22 protein-coding genes and 1 riboswitch are annotated in these 21057 nt (G+C 71.3%); of the genes, 9 read left to right on the plus strand and 13 right to left on the minus strand.

The features are described from left to right. Nucleotides 1-2 precede the first annotated feature (2 nt). Genes cyoC through JOD31_RS19090 form a run of 5 tightly spaced genes read left to right on the plus strand, consistent with a single transcriptional unit; the run spans nucleotide 3 to nucleotide 3681 of the window. The gene (gene cyoC, locus JOD31_RS19070; protein ID WP_204952014.1) at nucleotides 3-623 is read left to right on the plus strand and encodes a cytochrome o ubiquinol oxidase subunit III; all 621 of its coding nucleotides are present in this window, start codon (nucleotides 3-5) and stop codon (nucleotides 621-623) included. Then, nucleotides 623-1060, plus strand: coding sequence for a cytochrome o ubiquinol oxidase subunit IV (gene cyoD, locus JOD31_RS19075; RefSeq protein ID WP_204952015.1), 438 nt, complete (start codon nucleotides 623-625; stop codon nucleotides 1058-1060). The genes cyoC and cyoD overlap by 1 nt, the downstream gene beginning before the upstream one ends. After that, nucleotides 1057-1851, plus strand: a complete 795-nt coding sequence (locus tag JOD31_RS19080) for an SURF1 family protein (RefSeq protein ID WP_204952016.1) — start codon at nucleotides 1057-1059, stop codon at nucleotides 1849-1851. The genes cyoD and JOD31_RS19080 overlap by 4 nt, the downstream gene beginning before the upstream one ends. Beyond that, nucleotides 1848-3158, plus strand: coding sequence for an ATP-binding protein (locus tag JOD31_RS19085; protein WP_204952017.1), 1311 nt, complete (start codon nucleotides 1848-1850; stop codon nucleotides 3156-3158). Before JOD31_RS19080 ends, JOD31_RS19085 begins: the two co-directional genes overlap by 4 nt. Then, entirely contained in the window at nucleotides 3148-3681 is a 534-nt protein-coding gene (locus tag JOD31_RS19090) for a response regulator transcription factor (RefSeq protein ID WP_204952018.1), read from the plus strand. Before JOD31_RS19085 ends, JOD31_RS19090 begins: the two co-directional genes overlap by 11 nt. A 133-nt stretch (nucleotides 3682-3814) precedes the next feature. On the opposite strand, the gene JOD31_RS19095 is transcribed toward JOD31_RS19090, so the two are convergent. From JOD31_RS19095 to JOD31_RS19140, 10 genes are all read right to left on the minus strand, one after another. After that, nucleotides 3815-4807, minus strand: a complete 993-nt coding sequence (locus JOD31_RS19095; protein ID WP_204952019.1) for an Ldh family oxidoreductase — start codon at nucleotides 4805-4807, stop codon at nucleotides 3815-3817. A gap of 18 nt (nucleotides 4808-4825) precedes the next feature. After that, nucleotides 4826-5854, minus strand: coding sequence for an ABC transporter ATP-binding protein (locus JOD31_RS19100; protein WP_204952020.1), 1029 nt, complete (start codon nucleotides 5852-5854; stop codon nucleotides 4826-4828). Continuing rightward, the gene (locus JOD31_RS19105; RefSeq protein ID WP_204952021.1) at nucleotides 5854-7398 is read right to left on the minus strand and encodes an ABC transporter permease; all 1545 of its coding nucleotides are present in this window, start codon (nucleotides 7396-7398) and stop codon (nucleotides 5854-5856) included. The genes JOD31_RS19100 and JOD31_RS19105 overlap by 1 nt, the downstream gene beginning before the upstream one ends. Continuing rightward, on the minus strand, nucleotides 7395-8414 hold the full coding sequence (locus JOD31_RS19110) for an extracellular solute-binding protein (RefSeq protein WP_204952022.1): 1020 nt from the start codon (nucleotides 8412-8414) through the stop codon (nucleotides 7395-7397). The genes JOD31_RS19105 and JOD31_RS19110 overlap by 4 nt, the downstream gene beginning before the upstream one ends. A gap of 145 nt (nucleotides 8415-8559) precedes the next feature. Then, on the minus strand, nucleotides 8560-9480 hold the full coding sequence (locus tag JOD31_RS19115; RefSeq protein ID WP_204952023.1) for a hypothetical protein: 921 nt from the start codon (nucleotides 9478-9480) through the stop codon (nucleotides 8560-8562). A gap of 90 nt (nucleotides 9481-9570) precedes the next feature. Beyond that, nucleotides 9571-10740, minus strand: a complete 1170-nt coding sequence (gene argE, locus JOD31_RS19120) for an acetylornithine deacetylase (protein ID WP_204952024.1) — start codon at nucleotides 10738-10740, stop codon at nucleotides 9571-9573. Nucleotides 10741-10750: 10 nt separating this feature from the next. Continuing rightward, on the minus strand, nucleotides 10751-11182 hold the full coding sequence (gene apaG, locus JOD31_RS19125; protein ID WP_020187030.1) for a Co2+/Mg2+ efflux protein ApaG: 432 nt from the start codon (nucleotides 11180-11182) through the stop codon (nucleotides 10751-10753). Between the two features lie 194 nt (nucleotides 11183-11376). Then, nucleotides 11377-12381: an Hsp33 family molecular chaperone gene (locus tag JOD31_RS19130; RefSeq protein ID WP_204952025.1), complete on the minus strand. Its 1005-nt coding sequence runs from the start codon at nucleotides 12379-12381 to the stop codon at nucleotides 11377-11379. Nucleotides 12382-12460: 79 nt separating this feature from the next. Then, nucleotides 12461-13390 (minus strand): ornithine carbamoyltransferase, encoded by a 930-nt coding sequence (gene argF / locus JOD31_RS19135; RefSeq protein ID WP_204952026.1) that lies wholly within the window; start codon nucleotides 13388-13390, stop codon nucleotides 12461-12463. Next, nucleotides 13387-14610: an aspartate aminotransferase family protein gene (locus JOD31_RS19140; protein ID WP_204952027.1), complete on the minus strand. Its 1224-nt coding sequence runs from the start codon at nucleotides 14608-14610 to the stop codon at nucleotides 13387-13389. Before JOD31_RS19140 ends, argF begins: the two co-directional genes overlap by 4 nt. 427 nt (nucleotides 14611-15037) lie before the next feature. On the opposite strand from JOD31_RS19140, the gene JOD31_RS19145 reads away from it, so the two are divergent. Further along, on the plus strand, nucleotides 15038-15610 hold the full coding sequence (locus JOD31_RS19145; protein ID WP_204952028.1) for a GcrA family cell cycle regulator: 573 nt from the start codon (nucleotides 15038-15040) through the stop codon (nucleotides 15608-15610). 79 nt (nucleotides 15611-15689) lie between these two features. On the opposite strand, the gene JOD31_RS19150 is transcribed toward JOD31_RS19145, so the two are convergent. Further along, nucleotides 15690-16889, minus strand: a complete 1200-nt coding sequence (locus tag JOD31_RS19150; protein ID WP_204952029.1) for an O-succinylhomoserine sulfhydrylase — start codon at nucleotides 16887-16889, stop codon at nucleotides 15690-15692. A gap of 57 nt (nucleotides 16890-16946) precedes the next feature. Then, nucleotides 16947-17026, minus strand: a riboswitch (SAM riboswitch). A gap of 92 nt (nucleotides 17027-17118) precedes the next feature. Here JOD31_RS19150 and JOD31_RS19155 point away from each other — a divergent pair. Next, the gene (locus JOD31_RS19155) at nucleotides 17119-18219 is read left to right on the plus strand and encodes a 2'-deoxycytidine 5'-triphosphate deaminase (RefSeq protein ID WP_204952030.1); all 1101 of its coding nucleotides are present in this window, start codon (nucleotides 17119-17121) and stop codon (nucleotides 18217-18219) included. Between the two features lie 33 nt (nucleotides 18220-18252). Here JOD31_RS19155 and JOD31_RS19160 read toward each other — a convergent pair whose 3' ends face one another. Next, nucleotides 18253-18891, minus strand: a complete 639-nt coding sequence (locus tag JOD31_RS19160) for a thioredoxin domain-containing protein (RefSeq protein ID WP_204952031.1) — start codon at nucleotides 18889-18891, stop codon at nucleotides 18253-18255. A gap of 233 nt (nucleotides 18892-19124) precedes the next feature. Here JOD31_RS19160 and JOD31_RS19165 point away from each other — a divergent pair, with 233 nt between their 5' ends. Together JOD31_RS19165 and JOD31_RS19170 are read left to right on the plus strand one after the other, a co-directional pair. Continuing rightward, nucleotides 19125-19667: a TIGR00645 family protein gene (locus JOD31_RS19165; protein WP_024816522.1), complete on the plus strand. Its 543-nt coding sequence runs from the start codon at nucleotides 19125-19127 to the stop codon at nucleotides 19665-19667. 103 nt (nucleotides 19668-19770) lie between these two features. Next, a complete protein-coding gene (locus JOD31_RS19170; RefSeq protein ID WP_204952032.1) occupies nucleotides 19771-20271 on the plus strand; it encodes a hypothetical protein in 501 nt (166 codons plus the stop codon). A 10-nt stretch (nucleotides 20272-20281) separates the two neighbouring features. On the opposite strand, the gene bluB is transcribed toward JOD31_RS19170, so the two are convergent. Continuing rightward, nucleotides 20282-21013, minus strand: coding sequence for a 5,6-dimethylbenzimidazole synthase (bluB, locus tag JOD31_RS19175; RefSeq protein WP_246482605.1), 732 nt, complete (start codon nucleotides 21011-21013; stop codon nucleotides 20282-20284). Nucleotides 21014-21057: the final 44 nt, after the last annotated feature.

Genomic DNA, 21057 nt, shown 5'->3' on the forward strand with positions numbered 1-21057 from the left:
CCATGACCACCACCACGATCGCCTCCGGCGCCGCCGCGCCGCAGTTCTACACCACCGAGGAGCACCATCCGGAGAACGGCACCCTGCTGGGGTTCTGGCTCTACCTGATGAGCGACTGCCTGATCTTCGCGGTCCTGTTCGCCTGCTACGGCGTGCTTGGCCGCAGCTACGCCGCGGGGCCGTCGGGCAAGGACCTGTTCGACCTCGGGCTGGTGGCGCTCAACACGGCGTTCCTGCTACTGTCGTCGATCACCTACGGCTTCGCCATGCTTGAGATGGCGAAGAACCGGAAGGGCTCCACTCTGTTCTGGCTCGGCGTCACCGGCCTGTTCGGCGCGGCGTTCCTCTGCGTCGAGGTCTACGAGTTCGCGCACCTCATCCACGAGGGCGCGACGCCCCAGCGCTCGGCCTTCCTGTCGTCCTTTTTCACGCTGGTCGGCACCCACGGCCTGCACGTCACCTTCGGCATGATCTGGCTGATCACGCTGATGATCCAGGTCACGCGCCGCGGCCTGATCGCCGAGAACCGCCGCCGCCTCGCCTGCCTGTCGATGTTCTGGCATTTCCTCGACGTCATCTGGATCGGCGTCTTCACCTTCGTCTATCTGATGGGGACGCTGTGATGAGCTCCGCACCGCCCGCCGTTCACAGCCACGACCCCGCCGGCCACGACGCGCACCACGACCACGACGAGCACGGCGCGTCCCACGGCACCTTCGGCGGCTACCTCGCCGGCTTCCTGCTGTCGGTCCTGCTGACCGCGATCCCGTTCTGGCTGATCATGGGCGACGTGTTCCGCAGCCCGACGACGGCGGCGATCGTGGTGCTGGTGTTCGCCGCGATCCAGATCGTGGTGCACATGGTCTACTTCCTCCACATGAACTCGAAGTCGGAGAGCGGCTGGACGATGCTGGCCCTCATCTTCACCATCGTGGTGGTGGTGATCACGCTCGCCGGCTCGTTCTGGGTGATGCACCACCTGAACGCCAACATGATGCCCATGGGCGCGCACGACGACAGCATGCCGATGTCGCCCGAGGGCGCGCGCCAGATGCGATGACGGCGGCGGGCGGGAACATCCCGCCCGCTCCGGAGGCCCCGGAGCGGAGCGCGCGGCCACGATCGGCCGCAGCGCTGACGATCCTGGCTCTCCTCGGACTTGCGTTGATCGCGGGGTTTTCCGCCCTCGGCGTCTGGCAGGTGGAGCGCCGCGCCTGGAAGCTCGACCTCATCGCCCGTGTGGACGCCCGCGTCCACGCAGGCCCCGTCCCCGCCCCCGGCCCGGACGCCTGGCCAACGATCTCCGCCGCCGACGGCGAGTACCTGCGCGTCGCGTTGACGGGCGTCTTCGACCACGCGAAGGAAACCCTCACCCAGGCCACGACCGATCTCGGCGCCGGCTTCTGGGTGATGACGCCGCTCCGCACGCGCGAAGGCTTCACCGTCCTGGTCAACCGCGGCTTCGTGCCGCCCGAGCGCCGCGCGCCCGCAAGCCGCGCGGCGGCCCAGACCCCGGGCGAGACGACCGTAACTGGCCTGCTCCGCGTCACCGAGCCGAAGGGCGGCTTCCTGCGGGCGAACGATCCCGCGCGCGATCTCTGGCGCTCGCGCGACGTGGCCGCTATCTCCGAGACCCGGGGTCTCGATCATGTCGCGCCCTATTTCGTGGACGCGGACCGCACGCCGAACCCCGGCGGCTGGCCGGTCGGGGGCCTCACCGTGATCGCCTTTCCCAACAGCCATCTGGTCTACGCGCTCACCTGGTTCGGTCTGGCGTTGATGGTCGCCGCAGCGGCCGTCGTTGTGGCTCGGCACGAGCGCCGCGTCCGCCGCGAGACCCGCGCGACGTGACGCCGCCTCTCGCCCGCCCCGCCGCAGGGCCTGGCGCCGGCGCGGGCCGCAAGAACCTGATGCTGCTGATCCAGCTGCGCTGGATCGCGGTCGTCGGCCAGATCGTGACCATCGCCTTCGTCGAATGGGCGCTCGACATCCGCCTGCCGCTGGCGCCCATGGCCGCCGCGCTGGCCGCGCTCGCCGCGCTCAATCTCGTCAGCCTCCTGCGCCTGAAGGCCTGGCCGCAGGAGGTCTCGAACCAGGAGCTGTTCCTGGCGCTGACCTTCGACGCCGCGGCGCTGACCGCCCTGCTCTACCTCAGCGGCGGCGCCACCAACCCCTTCGCCTTCCTCTACCTGCTGCAGGTGACGCTGGCGGCCGTGCTGCTGGCGGCATGGTCGACCTGGGCCATGGTGGTCGTCACCGTCGCGTGCTTCGGCGGGCTCGCGCTCGCCTACCGCCCTCTGGCGCTCGCGCCGGGCGCCGACCTGTTCGAGCTGCACGTCATCGGCATGCTGGTCTGCTTCGCGCTCGACGCCGCGCTGCTCGTGATCTTCGTCGGCCGCGTCAGCGCAAACCTCAGGGAAGGCGACGCGCGGCTCGCGGCGCTGCGCCAGCAGGCCGCCGAGGAGGCGCACATCGTCCGCATGGGCCTGCTCGCCTCCGGCGCGGCGCACGAGCTCGGCACGCCGCTGTCGACGCTCGCGGTGATCCTCGGCGACTGGCGCCGCATCCCCGCGATCGCCTCCGACGCCGAGCTGATCGCCGACGTCGACGCCATGCAGGCGGAGGTCGCACGCTGCAAGGCGATCGTCACCGGTATCCTGCTCGCGGCCGGCGAGGCCCGCGGCGAGGCGCCGGCCGTCACCACCATGCGCGCCTTCCTCGCCGAGATCGTCGACGACCGCCGGACCGCCCGCGCGGTCGACGCCCTGGTCTATGACGACCGCTTCGGCGACGACGTCGCGATCGTCTCGGACTCCGCGCTGAAGCAGGTGATCGGCAATGTCATCGACAACGCCGTGGAGGCCTCGCCGCGCTGGGTGGGCGTGGCCGCCGAACGGCGCGGGGAAACGCTCGCGATCACCGTGCGCGACGCTGGCCCCGGCTTCGCGCCGGACATGATCGAAAACCTCGGCCGACCGTACAACTCCACGAAGGGGCGCCCCGGCGGCGGGCTCGGCCTGTTCCTCGTGGTCAACGCCCTGCGCAAGCTCGGCGGGGCGGTGGAGGCCCGCAACCGTCCGGAAGGCGGCGCCGAGGTGCTGCTGACCTTGCCGCTCGCGGCGCTGATGCTGGAGGAGCCGACGGCCGATGGCGGATGACCGGATCCTCGTGATCGTCGACGACGACGCCAAGTTCGCGGCGACGCTGCGCCGCTCGTTCGAGCGCCGTGGCTACGAGGCCCACGCGACCGCAGGCCCCGAGGAGCTGGACGCGCTGCTGACCACGGTCTCGCCGGCCTACGCGGTGGTCGACCTCAAGCTCGCGGGCTCCTCTGGCCTCGCCTGCGTGCAGCGGCTGCACGCGCACGACCCCGACATGCTCATCGTGGTGCTGACCGGCTTCGCGAGCATCGCGACCGCGGTCGAGGCCATCAAGCTCGGCGCCTGCCACTATCTGGCGAAGCCTTCGAACACCGACGACATCGAGGCCGCCTTCGCACGCGTCGAGGGCGACGCCGAGACCCCGCTGACCGAACGTCCGACCTCGATCAAGACGCTGGAGTGGGAGCGGATCCACGAGACGCTGATCGAGACCGAGTTCAACATCTCCGAGACCGCCCGCCGCCTCGGCATGCACCGCCGGACGCTCGCCCGGAAGCTGGAGAAGCGCCCGGTGAAGTAAGGCGGGAGGAGCGGGAGTGCGTGCGCCGTCATGCCCGGCGAAGCCGGGTATCCACGACTTGGACGTCGAGCGCCCCGAAGTCGTGGATACCCGCGAAGACGCGGGCATGACGCGAGGAGACCTTCGTCAGCCTTCAGCTCAACCCCTTGATGGTCGCGATCAGCGCGGCGTCGACCGCGACGCCCTCGGCCGCCGCCGTGGCGCGGGCGGCGATGCGGCGGGAGCCGGGGAGACGCGCGCCGTCCTGGGCCTCGACCGCCTCCGCCAGCACGGCGAAGCGCTGGGGACCGGAGCCGGAAAATGCGGCGGGGTCGATCGCGATGATCAGCTGGCCGACGTCGGGCGGGCCGCCCGTGCCGTCGAACATCGAGGACGCCTCGTGGCCGAAGCTCGCGCCGACCAGGCCGGCGGCCAGCAGCTCCACCATCATGGCGAGCGTCGCGCCCTTGGCGTCACCGGCGGGGACCATGGTGCCGGCGAGCGCCGCCGCGGCGTCGGTGGTGGGGCGGCCATCGGCGTCGAAGGCCCAGCCCTCCGGGATCGGCTCGCCGCGCTGGTGCGCCGCCATGATGTTGCCGCGCGCGACCTTGGAGACCGACATGTCGATCACCACCGGCTCCCGGCCGGGCAACGGGCAGGCGAAGGCGATGGGGTTGGTGCCGAACAGCGGGACCTTGCCGCCCCAGGGCGCGATCGAGGCCGGGGCGTTCGCGACCATCAGCGCAACGAGGCCCTGCTCCGCCAGCGCCTCGACGGTGTGGCCGGCGGCGCCGCAGTGGTTCGACCGGCGGATGGCGGCCGCCGCGATCCCCTGCTCGGCCGCCGCCGCCGGCAGGGCCTCGATCGCGAGCGTCAGCGCGGGATAGGCGAAGCCGTGGGCGGCGTCGATCGCGAGCACACCGGGGCGGGGCCGGGTCAACGTGGGCGTGACCTTGCCGTCGACTTTCCCTGTGCGAAGGTGGGCCACATAGGGCTGGACGCGCGCGAGGCCGTGCCCCTTCAGCCCGTCGGCCTCGGAGGCGACGAGCGCCTGGGCGACGCGGGCCGCGACCTCCTCCCGCGCGCCATTGCGGAGGAAGGCGGTCGCGGCGAGAGCGTGGGCCTCGGCGAGGGACAGCTGGGGCATGCGGCAGGCCTTTGTCGGTCAGGAAGGAAGAAAGGCGACGCAGGGGCCCGCGATCGCGAGATGCACGAGGCCGGAGGCGTCGGCCTCGAAGGCGGCGGGCGCGCGCACGTTCAGGCGCCGATCGTCCACCACCACGGTGAGGAGGCTGTGGTCGCCGCGGAAGCTCATGTCCACCACTTTGGCGGCGCGGCCCCCGTCCGGCCGGGCGAGCACGATCTGCTCCGGCCGCAGGCAAAGCGACGCCCGGCCGTTTACTCCCTCCGCCACCGCGCCGAGATCCGCCATCCCGAGCGGCGTCGTCGCCCGGCCGGCGGAGACCGTCGCGTCGAGGAAGATCGCGGCTCCGGTGATGCGCGCGACCTCGGGGCTCGCCGGCGTAAGGTAGACCGTGCGCGGATCGGCAGCCTGGGCGATGCGCCCGGCGTGCATCACCGCGACGAGGTCGGCCGAGGCGAAGGCCTCCTCCGGGTCGTGCGTCACGAGGATGGCGGAGGCGCGGGTGCGCCTGAGCGTGGCGGTGACGTCGGCCGCGACCGCGCGCCGGAGATCGAGGTCGAGCCCGTTGAACGGCTCGTCCAGCACCACCAGCCGCGGGCGGGGAGCCAGAGCGCGCGCCAGCGCGACCCGCTGCTGCTGGCCGCCGGAGAGCTGATGAGGGTAGCGGTCGCCAAGCGCCGCGCAGCCGACGAGGGCGAGAGCCTCGGCGATCCGGGCCGGCGTGCGGTCCCTCCGGGCGAGCCCGAAGCCGACGTTGCCGGCGACGGTGAGGTGGGGAAACAGCGCCCCTTCCTGCGGCACGTAGCCCACGCGGCGCCTTTCCGCCGGCTCGTGCCGCCCCTCCCCTGAGACGACCGCACCGTCGATCGAGATCAACCCGTCGTCAACGCGATCGAAACCCGCGATCAACCGCAGCAGCGTGGTCTTCCCGCAGCCGGACGGGCCGAGCAGCGCCGCGATCCGGCCCTCGCCGACCGCGAGGTCGACGCCCTTCAGCACCGGGTGGCCCGCATAGGCCTTCATCACGTTCGAGACGACGACGCTTCGCATCAGAGGTCGTGGAGCTCCAGGCTGCGGCGGGTGAACACGTAGACGGGCAGGGCCGAAAGCGCCACCAGCAGGGCCGCGAACGGGGCCGCCGCCGCGTACTGCCCGTCGTTCGCTCGCGACCAGACCTCGGTCGCGAGCGTGGTCACGCCGATCGGGGCGAGCAGCAGCGTGGCGGTGAGTTCCCGCACAAGCTCCAGGGTCATCAGCGCGAGCGACGCCCCGACGCCGGGGAGGATGTTGGGCAGGGTGACAGTCGCGAAGGCCATGAGCGGCCCCTTGCCCAGGCTGCGCGCGACCTCTTCCAGCCCTGGCGGCGCGAGCTCCACCGAGGCCCGGAGCGCCGATTGCGCGAGCGGTAGGAAAAGAACGGCGTAGGCCGCGAACAGCAGCGCGGTGGTCTGGTAGAGCGCGGGAACGTAGCGGATCGCGAAGAAGGTCAGCGCCAGCGCGACCACGAGTCCGGGCAGGCCGTGGACGACGTAGGGCAGCCGGTCGAGCAGCGCCGTCAGCGGGCTCCGCCTGCGGGTCGCGGCCAGCACCAGCGGCAGCGCGAGCGCGGTGACGATGAGCGCGCCGGGGAGCGCGAGGCCGAGCGAGCCTTCGACCGCCGGCCAGATGTCTACGACGCCGCGCGCCGCGGAGCGGCCGACCGCAAGCCAATAGACCAGCATGCCCGCCGGCACGCCGGAGCCCAGCGCCACGAGGACGGCGAAGGCCACAACGACGAGGAGCTTCAGACGCCCGAGCGCCAGCAGCCTAGGCGCGCGGCGTCCGCCTCGCCCGCTGCGGGAAAAGCGCATGCCGCGCCGGAGCCGCATCTCGAAGAGGGCCGCCGGGAGGCTGAGCGCCAGCAGCACGGCCGACTGCAGGGCTGCGTTCGAGCTGTCGAACTGAAGCTCGTAGGAGGCGAAGATCGCGGTGGTGAAGGTCTGCACCCGCAGGAGCGCGAGCGCCCCGAACTCCGCCAGCATGTGGGTGAGCGCGAGCAGCGCCCCGGCCCCCAGCGCCGGCCAGACCTGCGGCAGCGCGACCCCGAAGAACGCGCGCCAGGGGCCGCGGCCGAGCGAACGCGCCACGTCCTCATAGGCCGGGTCCATGCTGCGGAGCGCCGCGGCCACCGGCAGATAGACCAGCGGGTAATGCGACAGCGACAGGATCAGGATGGCGCCGCCCATGCCCTGGAAGGCGACGTCGAGCGAGGCCCAGGCGAAGCTCGCCACGAAGGCGGGGGTCGCGAGCGGCAGCGCTAGCAGGATGCGCCAGGCGCGCCGCCCCGGCAGGTCGCAGCGCTCGACCACCCATGCGCAGGCGACGCCGAGGATCGCGGAGATCACGGTCACCGACAGCGACAGCGTCAGCGTGTTGACCAGCAGCTCCAGCGTGCGCGGCCTCAGCAGCTCGTCCGCCACGCCTGCCGCGCCGACGCCCCATGCCCGTAGGGCGACGTAGGCGAGCGGCAGGGCGATCAGCAGGCAGGTCGGGGCCGCGGCAAGCAGCAGCCAGACCGGCGGCGCCGGGCTTCGCCGCGAAAGCGCGAGGCTCACGCCAGGCCCGCCTCGCGCTGCAGGGCGAGCGCCTCGGCCGCGTCGCTGACGTCGTCCGGCGTCAGGTCGGGCGGGTCGAGCTGGTCCATCGGCTTGAGCTTGTAGGGCGAAACCACGCCCGGCCGCACCGGGTACTCGGCGACGGCGTCCACGATCGCCTGCTGCCCGGCGGTCCCGGTCATGAAGGCGACGAAGCGCTGCGCGAGCTCCGGCTTGCGGCTGGAGGCGAGCACGCCCGCGGCCGACAGCGTCACCAGAGCGCCCGGGTCCTTGGCCCCGAGGTAGTGCAGCTGGCAGCGCATGTTCTCCTCGCCGATCTCGTCGGCGACCGAATACCAGTAGTAGCTGTTGACCAGCGCGGTCGCGATCTCGCCGCGCTGCACCGCCTGCACGGCGGCGACGTTGCCGTTGTAGATCCGGCCGTTGTCCTTCAGTCCCTTCAGCCAGGCGATCGCCGCCTCGCGGCCCCGGAGCTTCACGATCGCGAGCGCCTGGCTCTGGAACTCGCCGCTGGTCGGCACATAGGCCACGCGGTCCTTCCAGGCGGGCGTGGCGTAGTCCAGCACGGAGGACGGCAGCTCGGCGGGCGTCACCTGCTTGGCGTCGTAGGCGACGACACGGCAGCGCGCGGTGACGCCGATCCAGCGGCCGTCGTTCGCGGCGTAGGCCGCCGGAATCTGGCGCAGGGTCTCCGCCGCCACCGGCGCCAGCAGCTTGCGCGCGGCGAGCGTCGTGACCGGCGCGGTTTCTTCCGAGAAGAACACGTCCGCGGGCGAGGCCGCGCCCTCCTCGATGATCTGGTTCGCAAGCTGCGCGCTGCCGCCTTTGCGGATCGCCACCTGAACGCCGGTCGCGGCCATGAAGGCCTGGACGACGGCGGTGGCGGGCTCGGCGTGCTGGCCGTTGTAGAGCGTCAGCACCTCCGCGGCCGTCGCACGTGGCGCGAACGGGACAACCGTCGCGGCGCCCAGGGTCACGCCGGAGCGCAGCAGCGCTCGCCTGTCCAACGCGCTCATTAGAATACCTCTAAACGACTGCGTTCGCTCACGAAGTCGTTAGAGCGCCCGTTTGCCCGCCGCTGTCAACCGCCGGCTCCGCCGTCCCGGCAACCGCCTTGGGCGCGATCCGGTCGCGCCGATCAGATGACTGGCCAACCGGCCGTTAAGACAGCCACAGCTCCAGCGTTCCGCGGCGGGGCGGGGCGCCGTACCGGCGGAAATCCTGGGCGCGGGGAGCGACGCCGACTGCGCCTTCGACCGCGCGGCTCAGGGCGTCGAGCGAGCCCCGGTCCGCGTCGTAGAAATAGCGCATCGCGTCCTGACGCACCGGGAACGGCACGCCGCGGATGCCGGCGACCGCCACGCCCTCGCGCTCCAGTTCGGCCGCGACCGCGCGGGCCCGGGCGATGGCGCGGGCGTCCGACGCGCGGACATGGATGAACACCCGCACCGACCCTTCGGGCTCGGCCGTCAACGGATCGTCGACCGTCGCCGCCGACCGCTCGGGTTGATCGCGCTCCGTCGAGGCGCGGGCGACGATCGGTCCCTGATCCGTCCGAGCGGCTCGCGCGGCAGGCGCTTCGCCGGCCTCGTCGGCGGGCGCTTCCGCGACGTCGGCCTGAGCCTCGTCCGGTTGCGTGGGGCCTTCCGGCCTTGCCGCCGGCTGCTCGGGGGACGACAGCGGCGCCGCAAGTTCGGCGACCTCACGCTTCAGGGCGTCGCGCTGGCGCTCCAGTTCGGCCAGTTCACGCTCCACGACCGCCTTGCGCGCGTCGTCGTCGAGGCGCTTCGCCTCACGTCGCGCGGCGGCGTCGGCGGCGCGCTCACGCTCCGCCTCCAGCGCGGCGAGCTTCGGATCGGTCGCAGGCGCGGCGGCGGATTTTTCGGGTGTGGCTGGCGCGTCGCGGTCGATAAGGCTCGAGCCGGCGTAAGCCGCGGCCAGCGACGTCACGCCGACGATGCCCAGGACGAGCCCGAAGCGTCTCAGACGACGGCCGCTCGTCGTGGCGGAGCGCCGGCGCAGCGGATCGCCGCCCGTGGTCGTCGCGGGAACGCGGCTCTTGCCTTTCATGCTGTCGGACATGCTCGTGCTCCCGGGGGCTCGCGGCCCGCTCGTCGTCGCCCTTGGCGACGATATAGGACGCGGGCGTTCCACGCCGAGTCCTGCAACGGATCAAAGACCCGACGCGCAGCGCTCCGCAAGCCGCACAAGAAAGCGTTCGAGCGCGACGAGCTGGGACATATCGAGGAATTCATCCGCGGTGTGCGCCTGGGCGATCGAGCCGGGGCCGCAGACGACCGTCGGCACGCCCGCGCGCTGAAAGTGGCCGGCCTCCGTGCCGTAGGACACCGCGAAGGAGCGGTTCTGGCCGGCGAGCGCGAAAGCCAGCGTCTCCGCGGGAGACCCCGGCTCGGGCGAGAGCTCCGGCACCTCGACCAGGGCGGTCGTCACCACGTCGGCGTCGGGCGCTGTGTCGCGCAGCGACGGCAGCACGTGACGCTGCGCGAAATCCGCGAGACGCGCCGGCGGTCCCGCGCCGTCGAAGCCCGGAAGCCCGCGGAAGCCCCAGGCGATGCGGCAGCGCTCCGGCACGATGTTGCTCGCCTCGCCGCCTTCCACGATCCCCACCGTGATGGTGGTCTCCGCGGGCGTGAAGCGGCCGGACGGGTCGCCGTCCATGGCGAGCGCCTCGCGCATATGGTCGAGCTCGACGAGCAGCTTGCCCGCGGCCAGCACGGCGTTGGCTCCGAGCTGCGGCATGCTGGCGTGGGACGACCGGCCTGTGACGACGGTCTCGAAGGCATAGACGCTCTTGTGCGCGTTCACGACCGTCATCTCGGTCGGCTCCCCCACGAGACAAAGCTTCGGCCTCGGCAGATCGACGCCGAACCGCGCGATCGTTCCCTCGACCCCGATGCAGCCGACCTCCTCGTCGTAGGAGAAGATCAGGTGGATCGGCGTCGCGAGATCCGCCGCGAGAAAGCGCGGGACGGCCGCGAGCACGCCGGCGAGGTAGCCCTTCATGTCGCAGGCGCCGCGGCCGTAGAGACGACCGTCGCGCTCGACCAGGGTGAAGGGGTCGGACGTCCAGCGCTGGCCGGCCACCGGCACCACGTCGGTGTGGCCCGAGAGCAGCACGCCGGGGCGGTCCGTGGGGCCGATGGTGGCGAACAGCGCGGCCTTGGCTCCCGTGGCGTCAGGCGTCCGCACGGACGCGACGCCGACGGAGGCCAGCAACGCCTCGACATAGTCGATCAGCGGCAGATTCGATTTCGAGCTGACGGTGTCGAAGGCGACGAGGCGCGCAAGGATCTCGCGCGCATCCGGGAAGGCGGCTGTCATCGCCGCGAGGTCAGTGCAGGGTGCGGACGGCGTGCGGGCTTTCCAGCGCGAAGGCCGGGATCGCCACCTCGAACGGCTGACCGGCGTCGGTCTGCATCTGATAGGCGCCGACCATGATGCCGGAGGGCGTCGGGAGAGGCGCGCCGCTGGTGTAGGTGTAGGACTGGCCCGGCGGCAGAAGCGGCTGTTCCCCGACGACGCCAGGTCCCCGCACCTCCTCGGTGCGGCCGCGGCCGTCGATGATGCGCCAGTGGCGCGCGACCAGCCGAACCGTCTCCTCGCCCTCGTTCACGATCTCGACCGTGTAGGCGAAGACATAGCGCTCCTCTTCCGGCGCGGACTCGCCGGGCATGTAGCGCGGTTGCACGGTCACGCGGATCGCCCGCGTCACCGCGGTCCAGCTGTGGTCGTCGTTCGATTCCAGGGGCGCGGACGTGCTCATTCCTGCAGCATAAGCTCCCACGCGCGCAGGCCGTCAACTGTCGCGCCGTCGCGGACGCGCGCCGGCCCGCCGCAGTCACGTTTCGGCATCAGCCATAGAACGCCACGTCTCGACGAACAGAGAGCCGCGCCGCAGCGAACTGACGGCTGACGGTCATCCCGGATCGTTCTCCGGGGCGCGGCGCCGGCCGGCGTTCAGTCCGCCGCGGTCTCGTCGGCGGCTTCGCGGTCGATCGCCGCCACCTCGGCGACATCGAAGCCGTACTTGGTCGAGCAGAAGTCGCAGGTCACCTCGATCGCCCCGGCGTCGGTGAGCATGTCGCGGCGCTCCTCGGGCGAGAAGCTTTTCAGCATCCCGCGCACCCGCTCGTGGGAGCAGCGGCAGGCCTCGCGCACGGCGCGGCTGTCGAACACGCGGATCTCGCGCTCGTTGAACAGGCGGATCAGCAGGCGCTCCGGCGCCAGCATCGGGTCGATCAGCTCGTGGTCCTCGACGGTGGCGACCAGCGTCTCCGCCTCGACCCATGCGTCGTCGACCGGCGTTTCGTCGAACGCCGCGCCCTCCGGCGCGTCGCCGGGGGCGAGGTCCGGCGTGCGCATGCGCTCGGGCGCTTCCGGCAGGAACTGCACCAGCAGCCCGCCGGCGCGCCAGGAGTGGCGGGCGCCGGCCTCGAAGCTCTCGGCGACCGCGAGCCGCACCTTGGTCGGGATCTGCTCGGACTGCTCGAAGTAGGTGTGGGCGGCGTCCTCGAGCGAGCCGCCCTCCAGCGCCACGACGCCCTGGTAGCGCGAAGCCTCGGAGCCGGTGTCGATGGTCAGCGCCATATGGCCGTGGCCGAGCAGCGCGCCGGCGGACGCTCCGTTCGTCTCCGCGAGGCGGTCGGCGTCGAAGCGGGCGCAGGCGCGCACCTTGTCGGGCGCCTCGAAGTCGACGACCAGCATGCCGACCGGTCCGTCGGACCGCGTCTGCAACTGAAACCGGCCTTCGAGCTTGAGCGAGGAGCCGAGCAGCACCGTAAGGGCCACGGCCTCGCCGACGAGCTTCGAGACCGGCGCGGGATAGGCGTGGCGCTCCAGCACGCGGTCGATCGCGGGGCCGAGACGCACCACGCGCCCGCGCACGTCGAGCTCTTCGATCTGAAACGGCAGGATGCGGTCGTCGCCGTCCTCGCGGGGGGCGGAGGGTGAGATGTCGTTCATGGCCGCCTACTTAGGGAGAGAGAGCGCCGGGCGGAAGAGCGCCCGCCGCATGCATGGCCGCCGGACGGACGCCGCCGCCTCAGGCGCCCACTGCGCCGAAGCACCAGGCGAGCACGCCTTTCTGCGCATGGAGGCGGTTTTCCGCCTCGTCGAACACCACCGACTGCGGGCCGTCGATCACCTCGTCGGTGACCTCCTCGCCGCGGTGGGCCGGCAGGCAGTGCATGAAGATCGCGTCCGGCGCCGCCTTGCCCATCAGCCGCTCGTTCACCTGGTAGGGCCGGAGCAGGTTGTGACGGCGCTCGCCGTCGGCGTCGCCCATCGAGACCCAGCTGTCCGTGATGACCGCGTCCGCGCCGGCGACGGCCTCCTCCGGATCGACGCCGAGGCGCAGGTCTGCGCCCTCGCGCTTCGCCCAGGCGACGATGGCCTCGCAGGGCGCGAGCTCCGGCGGAGTCGCGACGTTGATGCGGAAGTCGAAGCGCGCCGCGGCGTGGATCCAGGAGGCGAGCACGTTGTTGGTGTCGCCGGTCCAGGCCACGGTCCGGCCCCGGATCGGCCCCTTGCGCTCCTCGAAGGTGAGAAGATCGGCCATCACCTGACAGGGATGCGAGACCTTCGTCAGGCCGTTGATCACCGGCACGGTGGCGTGCTTCGCAAGCTCCAGCAGCGCGTCGTGCTTGAGCATGCGGATCATGATCGCATCGACGAAGCGCGACAGCACGCGCGCGGTGTCGGCGATCGCTTCGCGCTCGCCGAGCTCGATCTCCTTGCCGGAGACCATGATGCTCTCGCCGCCAAGGTCGCGGATCCCGACGTCGAACGACATGCGGGTGCGCAGGGAAGGCTGCTCGAACACCATGGCGACGACCTTACCGGCGAGCGGCTTGTCGGACTCCGCGGCGGGCGTACGCCGCCGCCCCTTCATGGCGCGGCCGGCGTCGAGGATCGCGCGGAGCTCGGAGCCCGACAGATCGGCCAGGTCGAGGAAGTGGTTGGGCGTCGTCATTCGGCGGCTCCCCGCGCAAGCGCGAGTCCCATGTCCCGTTCGATGCGGCCGAGCGCGCGGTCGATCATCCCGATCGCCTCGCCGATCTCGGCCTCCGTCACGATGAGCGGCGGCAGCAGGCGGACGACGTTGTCGCCGGCGCCGACGCTGAGCAGCCGCTCGGCGCGGAACGCCGCGGCGACATCGCCGTTCGGGATCGCGCAGCGCAGGCCGGTGAGCAGCCCCTCGCCGCGCACCTCGGTCACGAGCGACCGATGCGCGTCCACGACGCCCGCGAGCCTCTGCCGCAGCAGCAGGCCCATCCGGCGGACATGGTCGAGGAAGCCCGGCGCCAGCACGACGTCGAGCACGGCGTTGCCGACCGCCATGGCGAGCGGATTGCCGCCGAAGGTCGAGCCGTGAACGCCGGCGGTCATGCCGTCGGCCGCGGCGCGCGTGGCGAGGCAGGCGCCGAGCGGAAACCCGCCGCCGATGCCCTTGGCGATCGCCATAACGTCCGGGGTCACGCCGGACATCTCATGCGCGAACAGATGGCCCGTGCGGCCGACGCCGGTCTGGACCTCGTCGAACACCAGCAGCAGGCCGGTCCGGTCGCAGATCTCGCGCAGGGCCCGCAGGAACGCCGGCGGGACGAGACGGACGCCGCCCTCGCCCTGCAGGGGCTCGATCAGGATGCCGGCCGTCTCGGGCGTGATCGCCGCCTCGACGGCGTCGAGATCGCCGAACGGGACCTGGTCGAAGCCTTCGACCTTGGGTCCGAAGCCCTCGATGTACTTGGCCTGGCCGCCGGCCGCGATCGTCGCCAACGTGCGGCCGTGGAACGCGCCTTCGAAGGTGATCAGCCGAAAGCGCTCGGGCTGGCCGTTGGCGTGGAAATGCTTGCGCGCCAGCTTGATCGACGCCTCAAGCGCCTCGGCGCCGGAGTTCGCGAAGAACACGACGTCGGCGAAGGTCGCGTCGACCAGTCGCTGCGCCAGCCGCTCGCCTTCCGGGATCCGGTAGAGGTTGGAGACGTGCCAGAGCTTCTGGGCCTGCGTCGTCAGCGCCTCGACCAGGTGAGGATGCGCATGGCCGAGCGAATTGACCGCGACGCCTGCGGCGAAGTCGAGGTAGCGCGCGCCCTCGGCGGTCTCCAGCCAGCAGCCCTCGCCTCGCTCGAAGGCGAGGTCCGCACGCGCAAAGACGGGCAGGAGCGGAGATGGAGACGGGGCGGGGGACACGGGATCGGCCGTCCTTGGCGGTTCGGCGGCGGCCGCTGTCGTCGTCGCGGCGCGCTCCAGGCGTCGAAAAAAAGAAAAGAGCCGCCCAGCCGAGCGGCCCTTCTCCACGATTTCCGCATGATAGGCGCCAAGGGCCTGCTGTCAATCCGCGCGCGTATGACGCTCTCGGCCCCGCAGCGCCAGCGACGCCTGTGCGTAAGCAGTGGATAAACGAAAACGCAGGAGCTGGGGAAAACCCCAGTGTTGCAGATCGGACTCTTTACGCTGAGTCGCCGCCTATCGTAGTTTAGATTTCATTAACGCAACGACATTTCGTGGCGACGAGATCCCAGGCGAACATGACGGCGGCGACGCCCGCGCGCGCGATCAGCGCGTAACGGCGAAGGCTTCCGGATTCCGCCTGAGACAAAGAGCTTTGGAGGATCCAATGCAGTGGACCGACGAGCGGGTCGAGCTTCTGAAGAAGCTTTGGGCCGACGGCCTCAGCGCAAGCCAGATCGCGGCGGAACTTGGCGGCGTGACCCGTAACGCCGTCATCGGCAAGGTCCATCGCCTCGGCCTGTCCGGCCGCGCCAAGGCGGCCCCGACCGCCGTCGCCCGCATCCGCAAGCCCGTCGCCTCGCCGACGCGCCCGGCGGCGTCGTCGGGCAACGGCGGCGCGTCCCGTCCGCAGCAGCAGGCGGTCTACGCCTCCCGCGGCAACGCCGCGCTTGCGGCGGCCCCCGTGATGGAGGCGCGCCATGTCGCGGCTCCGGCGCCCCGGCCTGTCGCGATGCAGCTCGTCGAGACGACGCCTTTCGCCTGCGAAAGCGTCACGATCATGGAGCTCAAGGAAAACATGTGCCGCTGGCCGCTGGGCGATCCGAGCCAGGCCGAGTTCCGCTTCTGCGGCGGCCGCTCGACCCCCGGCCACGCCTACTGCCCGCACCACGCGACCATCGCCTATCAGCCGGCCAACGACCGTCGACGCGATCGCCGGCCGATGATGCCCTCGCACTGAGCCGAGCGACGTTCAAACAAAAGGCCGCCTGGGGCTCGGCCCCAGCGGCCTTTTTTGCGTCCGGCCGACGGCCGCCGCGTCACACCGCCTTGAGGGCGACGTCGATGTCCTCCAGCAGGTCGGAGACGTCCTCGAGCCCGACCGACAGCCGCAGCATGGCGTCAGAGATGCCGAGTTCGGCCCGGGCCGGCGGCGCGAGGCGCTGATGCGTCGTGGTCGCGGGATGGGTCAGGATCGACTTGGCGTCGCCGAGGTTGTTCGAGATCTTCACGACCTGCAGCGCGTTTCCGAAGCGGAAAGCGCCCGCCTTGCCGGCGTCGATCTCGAAGGCGACCAGCGTGCCGCCGCCCGCCATCTGCGCCTTCACCAGATCCGCCTGCGGATGGTCCGCCCGGCCGCAGTAGGTCAGCTTCGACACCTTGGGATGATCGGCGAGGAAATCTGCGACCGCGCCGGCGCTCGCCTGCGCCCGCTCCACCCGAAGCGCCAGCGTCTCCAGCCCCTTCGCCAGCGTCCAGGCGTTGAACGGCGACATCGCGGGACCGGTTTGCCGCAGGAAGTTGTGCAGGTGGTCCATCACGAACTTTTCGGAGCCGAGCACGACGCCGCCGAGCACCCGGCCCTGGCCGTCGATGTGCTTGGTGGCGGAGTAGACCACGACGTCCGCGCCGAGCTTCAGAGGCTGCTGCAGGATCGGCGTCGCGAACACGTTGTCGACCACCAGCCGGGCGCCGGCCTCGTGCGCGATCGTGGCGATGGCCGCGATGTCGTAGACCTGCAGCGTCGGGTTGGTCGGGCTCTCGAGGAACAGCACTTTGGTCTGCGGCCGGATGGCGGCGCGCCACTGCGCGAGGTCCGCCCCGTCGACCAGCGTCGCCGAAATGCCGAAGCGCGGGCAGAGGTCCTCGACGACGTAACGGCAGGAGCCGAACAGCGCCTTCGCCGCCACCACGTGGTCGCCGGCGTTGAGCTGGCACAGCATCGCGGCGGTGACCGCGGCCATGCCGCTCGCGGTGGCGCGCCCGGCCTCGGCGCCTTCGAGCGCGATCATGCGTTTCTCGAAGGTGGCGACGGTGGGGTTGGAGAAGCGGGAGTAGATGAAGCCGGGGTCCCGCCCGTCGAACCGCGCCTCCGCCGCCTCCATCGTGTCGTAAGCGAAGCCGGAGGTGAGGTAGAGCGCCTCGGACATCTCGCCGTAGCCCGAGCGGGCCTCGCCCTCGTGGATCAGGCGCGTGGCCGGCTTTACGGCGCGGTCGAGGGGAAGCGGCGGACGGCTCATGGCGGTGCGACCTTCAGCGAACGGGCCGGGTCGCGACGTGACGCCCCGAACGGGGCTCGAGCGCGCAATCCGGCCTTTTAGCGGGTTGTTTTAACGTGGCGGCAAGCCGGCCGGCCCAAGGAGCCACGAAGAATGGCGTCGGTCGTACTGCGCAGGTGCGCCAGCGTCAACGTTCGCGTACACGGGTCCGATATGCCGGCCGCCGGCGAGACAGCGAAGGGTCCGCGACGTGGAACTGAGGGATGAGCGCCGCGGGGGAATTCTGCCGAGCCAGGCGATCGAGCGGCTGATCGCCGACGGCGGTCTCGTTCTCGACGCGCCGCCCGCCGACGACCAGATCCAGCCCGCGAGCCTCGACCTTCGGCTCGGGCCTGTCGTCCACCGCGTGCGGGCGAGCTTCCTTCCCGGCGCGGGCCGCACGGTGGCGGAGCGGCTCGACGAGTTCCGGCTGCACACCATCGACCTCCGCCAGGGCGCCGTGCTCGAGACCGGCTGCGTCTACATCGCCCCGCTGATGGAGAGCCTCGCGCTGCCCGCGGACGTCGCCGGCGCGACCAACCCCAAGAGCTCGACCGGCCGCCTCGACGTCTTCACCCGCGTGATCGCCGACGGCGCGCGCGCCTTCGACGCCGTGCCCGCCGGCTACCGCGGCCCGCTGTTCGCCGAGATCAGCCCGCGTACCTTCCCCGTGCTGGTGCGGACCGGCTCCCGCCTGTCGCAGCTCCGGCTCCGCCAGGGCGAGGCCCGCCTCGACGACGCCGCGCTGGCCGCGCTGCAGGCGACCAGCCGGCTGATCGACACCGACGCGCCGGACGTCCACGGCGGCGTCGCGGTCACCGTCGACCTGCTCGGCGCGGACGACGCGATCATCGGCTGGCGGGGCAAGCGCCACACCGGCGTGGTCGACGTCGACGCCCGCGCCATGCAGGACGTCTCGGAGTTCTGGGAGCCGATCCGCGCCGGCCGGTCCGGCCTCGTGCTCGATCCCGGCCAGTTCTACATCCTGGCCTCGCGCGAGGCGGTGCAGGTGCCGCCGGACCACGCGGCTGAGATGACGCCGTTCGACCCGCTCGTCGGCGAGTTCCGCGTGCACTACGCCGGCTTCTTCGACCCCGGCTTCGGCCACGTCGAGGGCCGCGGCGCCGGCGCGCGCGCCGTGCTCGAGGTGCGGAGCCACGAGGTGCCGTTCATCCTGGAGCACGGCCAGAACGTCGGCCGCCTCGTCTACGAGCGCATGCTGGAACGGCCGCGGACGCTCTACGGCGAACTCGCGACCTCGAACTACCAGGGCCAGGGCCTGAAGCTGTCGAAGCACTTCCGCGCGCCCTGAGCGCGGAAGCGCTGACGTCCGCCGCCGCCGTCGTCAGGCCAGCATCGGGTCGACGATCGCGCTGAAGCGCTCGAGGGTCAGGGCTCCCTGCTCCTTCCGCCCGCCGCTGAAGAAGAACGTCGGGGTGCCGGTCACGCCCGCGACCGCGCCGCCACGGGCCACCGTATTGACGTCGTCGAGCAGCTTCTGGTTGGAGAGACAAGCCTCGAAGGCCTCGTTGGTCATGCCGACCTGCTTCATGACCCGCTTGAGCTCCGCGACCGGATCGGGCGCGTGCGCCCAGGTTTCGGAGCTGCGGTAGAGCAGGTCGATCGTCGAGTACCAGCGATCCTCCGGCGCGCAGCGCGCCAGCATGAAGCCGCCGGCCGCGAGCGCGTTCGTTGGGAACTCCCGCATGACGAAGCGGATCTTGCCGGGATCGACGTACTTCGCCTTGATCTGCGGCCAGGTGTTGAGGTGAAAGTTCAGGCAGTGATGGCAGGTGATCGACGCGTATTCGATCACCTTGACCTTGGCGTCGGCCGGTCCGAACGCCTGTTCGGGAAGCGGTCCGGGCTTGGCGAGAGCGGCCTCGTCGACGGTCTGCGCCCGCAGCGGCGCGCCGCCCAGGGCCAGGCTCAGCGGGGCCGCGCCCATGGCGGCGAGCAGCGTTCGACGGCTTTGGCCGATCATCTTCGTCCTCCCGAATGTCACGCTCACCGTGACGCCATCGCCCGGCGCCGGTTCAAGAGGGCGGAGATCACGAATAGGCGAGCGCCCGGCTATGCCCGCGGGGTCGATCGGTCGTCGGGAGGCGGCGAACCGCCGCGCTTCACGTCTTCGAGCGGTCATCCGGACCGCTTGCGGCGCATGCTATCCGGGGCCTTCGGCGCATCGCCGATCGTCATCAACTCCGGAACCCGACTTTGTCCGCTGAAAAGCCCCTGTCCGCAGGCCGCCTGCGTCCGTTGCCTCTCGTCATCTTCAGCTCGCGCTGGCTCCAGTTGCCGCTCTATCTCGGCCTGATCCTCGCGCAGTGCGTCTACGTGTTCCAATTCCTGAAGGAGCTGTGGCACCTCGTGAGCCACGCCACCTCCTTCACCGAACAGCAGATCATGCTGACCGTGCTCGGCCTGATCGACGTCGTGATGATCTCGAACCTGCTCGTGATGGTGATCGTCGGCGGCTACGAGACCTTCGTGTCCCGCCTCGGCCTCGCCGGCCACCCCGACCAGCCGGAATGGCTGAGCCACGTCAACGCCGGCGTGCTGAAGGTGAAGCTCGCCATGGCGATCATCGGCATCTCGTCGATCCATCTGCTGCGCACCTTCATCGAGGCCGGCAAGATCGGAGTGCCCGGCGGGCTCACCTCCGAAGGCGTGATGTGGCAGACCATCATCCATTCGATCTTCATCCTCTCGGCCATCGGCATCGCCTTCGTCGACAAGATGACGCAGCAGGAGCACTGAGCGGGGCGCAGGCCCCGGGCGTCGCCTCGGTCCGGGGTTGATCCCGACGGCGTGATCGGGCGATGACTTCTGCGGCCCACTCGCGCCGCAGGAGACCCGAGCCATGATCTCAGCCCGCCTCTCGCCCGCCGTCGCGCTCTCCATTCTCGCGTTCGGCCCGAGCGCCGCCACGGCGCAGGAGGCCCCCGACGTCTGGAGCTCCGGCTACCAGATGGGCGCGTTCTGGGCGGCGGTCTCCACCAAGGGCGGCGACGTGCTCTCATTCTCCTGCGGCGAGGGCGGCGGCCCCCATGTTCAAAAGGGAGCTTCGGCGCGCGTGGTGCTGGCCTCGATCAAGGGACAGGCGGCGACGCGCCAGAAGATCGAGGCGCAGTTCGCCGCGGACGGGCTGTCGGTCGCCTTGCCCATGACCGCGTCGGAGGGAGAACTGACGCTCGGCCAGGGCGCCGACCCCGCCGCCCTGGCCAAGCTCCTGGGCGCGCTTCGGACCGCCAAGACCGTGTCGGTCGCGATCGAGGGCGTCTCGACGTCCTTCGCGTCGACAGGATCAAGCGAAGCGCTCGAAGGCGTCGCCGGCTGCGCCAAGGCGCAGGCGAAACCCTAAGGACGGCGCCTCACTCGGCCTGAGCAGGCCTCTCGCCCCAGCGCTCCTCGAACACCACGTCGTCGAGCGGCGACCGTCGCGCCCAATGCCGCGCCTCGAGCTCGGGCCGGACGAAGAGTTCGTCGACGTAGCCCACGCAGAGATAGGCGACGACCACGGCGCGCTCCGGCACGCCGAGCAGAGGCTTAAGGTCCTCCGGGTCGAAGATGCTGACCCAGCCGACCCCGATCCCCTCCGCCCGCGCCGCGAGCCACAGGTTCTGCACGGCGCAGACCGCGCTGTAGAGGTCGGTGTCGCGCTGGTGCGTGCGGCCTAGGACCTGCGGCCCGCCGCGGTCCCGGTCGCAGGTGACGCAGATGTTGAGCGGCGCGGTCAGGATGCCTTCGAGCTTCAGGCTGCGGTAATGATCGCCCCGCGCGCCCTCGAACCGGTCGGCGGCCTCCGCGTTGCGCAGCGTGAACGCCTCGTGGACGCGGCCGCGCGTCCGCGGATCGCGGACGAGGATGAAGTTCCACGGCTGCATCAGCCCGACCGAGGGCGCGGCGTGGGCCGCGGCCAGGATGCGCCGTAGGACGTCGTCCGGCACCGGGCGCGCCGAAAACTCGTTCCGCACGTCGCGGCGGGTCTCGATGGCGCGGTAGACGGCGGCCCGCTCAGCGTCGGAAAACGCGCCCGCCGGCGCCAGGTCGGAGATTTGGTAGCCCTGCGGCGGGGGTGGCGGGGACGTCACGGCAAGCGACATCGCTTTCGCTCCTCTTCAGCGAATGCAACGCCCCTCCCGCCGTC

The sequence above is a fragment of the Methylopila capsulata genome (genome assembly GCF_016907975.1).
Classification (GTDB): domain Bacteria; phylum Pseudomonadota; class Alphaproteobacteria; order Rhizobiales; family Methylopilaceae; genus Methylopila; species Methylopila capsulata.

What these genes read in the sequence shown, in the direction of transcription:
- cyoC (WP_204952014.1), top strand. Translation starts at nt 3, where the DNA reads ATGACCACCACCACGATCGCCTCCGGCGCCGCCGCGCCGCAGTTCTAC.
- cyoD (WP_204952015.1), top strand. Translation starts at nt 623, where the DNA reads ATGAGCTCCGCACCGCCCGCCGTTCACAGCCACGACCCCGCCGGCCAC.
- JOD31_RS19080 (WP_204952016.1), top strand. Translation starts at nt 1,057, where the DNA reads ATGACGGCGGCGGGCGGGAACATCCCGCCCGCTCCGGAGGCCCCGGAG.
- JOD31_RS19090 (WP_204952018.1), top strand. Translation starts at nt 3,148, where the DNA reads ATGGCGGATGACCGGATCCTCGTGATCGTCGACGACGACGCCAAGTTC.
- JOD31_RS19095 (WP_204952019.1), bottom strand. Translation starts at nt 4,807, where the DNA reads ATGCCCCAGCTGTCCCTCGCCGAGGCCCACGCTCTCGCCGCGACCGCC.
- JOD31_RS19100 (WP_204952020.1), bottom strand. Translation starts at nt 5,854, where the DNA reads ATGCGAAGCGTCGTCGTCTCGAACGTGATGAAGGCCTATGCGGGCCAC.
- JOD31_RS19110 (WP_204952022.1), bottom strand. Translation starts at nt 8,414, where the DNA reads ATGAGCGCGTTGGACAGGCGAGCGCTGCTGCGCTCCGGCGTGACCCTG.
- JOD31_RS19115 (WP_204952023.1), bottom strand. Translation starts at nt 9,480, where the DNA reads ATGTCCGACAGCATGAAAGGCAAGAGCCGCGTTCCCGCGACGACCACG.
- argE (WP_204952024.1), bottom strand. Translation starts at nt 10,740, where the DNA reads ATGACAGCCGCCTTCCCGGATGCGCGCGAGATCCTTGCGCGCCTCGTC.
- apaG (WP_020187030.1), bottom strand. Translation starts at nt 11,182, where the DNA reads ATGAGCACGTCCGCGCCCCTGGAATCGAACGACGACCACAGCTGGACC.
- JOD31_RS19130 (WP_204952025.1), bottom strand. Translation starts at nt 12,381, where the DNA reads ATGAACGACATCTCACCCTCCGCCCCCCGCGAGGACGGCGACGACCGC.
- argF (WP_204952026.1), bottom strand. Translation starts at nt 13,390, where the DNA reads ATGACGACGCCCAACCACTTCCTCGACCTGGCCGATCTGTCGGGCTCC.
- JOD31_RS19145 (WP_204952028.1), top strand. Translation starts at nt 15,038, where the DNA reads ATGCAGTGGACCGACGAGCGGGTCGAGCTTCTGAAGAAGCTTTGGGCC.
- JOD31_RS19150 (WP_204952029.1), bottom strand. Translation starts at nt 16,889, where the DNA reads ATGAGCCGTCCGCCGCTTCCCCTCGACCGCGCCGTAAAGCCGGCCACG.
- JOD31_RS19160 (WP_204952031.1), bottom strand. Translation starts at nt 18,891, where the DNA reads ATGATCGGCCAAAGCCGTCGAACGCTGCTCGCCGCCATGGGCGCGGCC.
- JOD31_RS19170 (WP_204952032.1), top strand. Translation starts at nt 19,771, where the DNA reads ATGATCTCAGCCCGCCTCTCGCCCGCCGTCGCGCTCTCCATTCTCGCG.
- bluB (WP_246482605.1), bottom strand. Translation starts at nt 21,013, where the DNA reads ATGTCGCTTGCCGTGACGTCCCCGCCACCCCCGCCGCAGGGCTACCAA.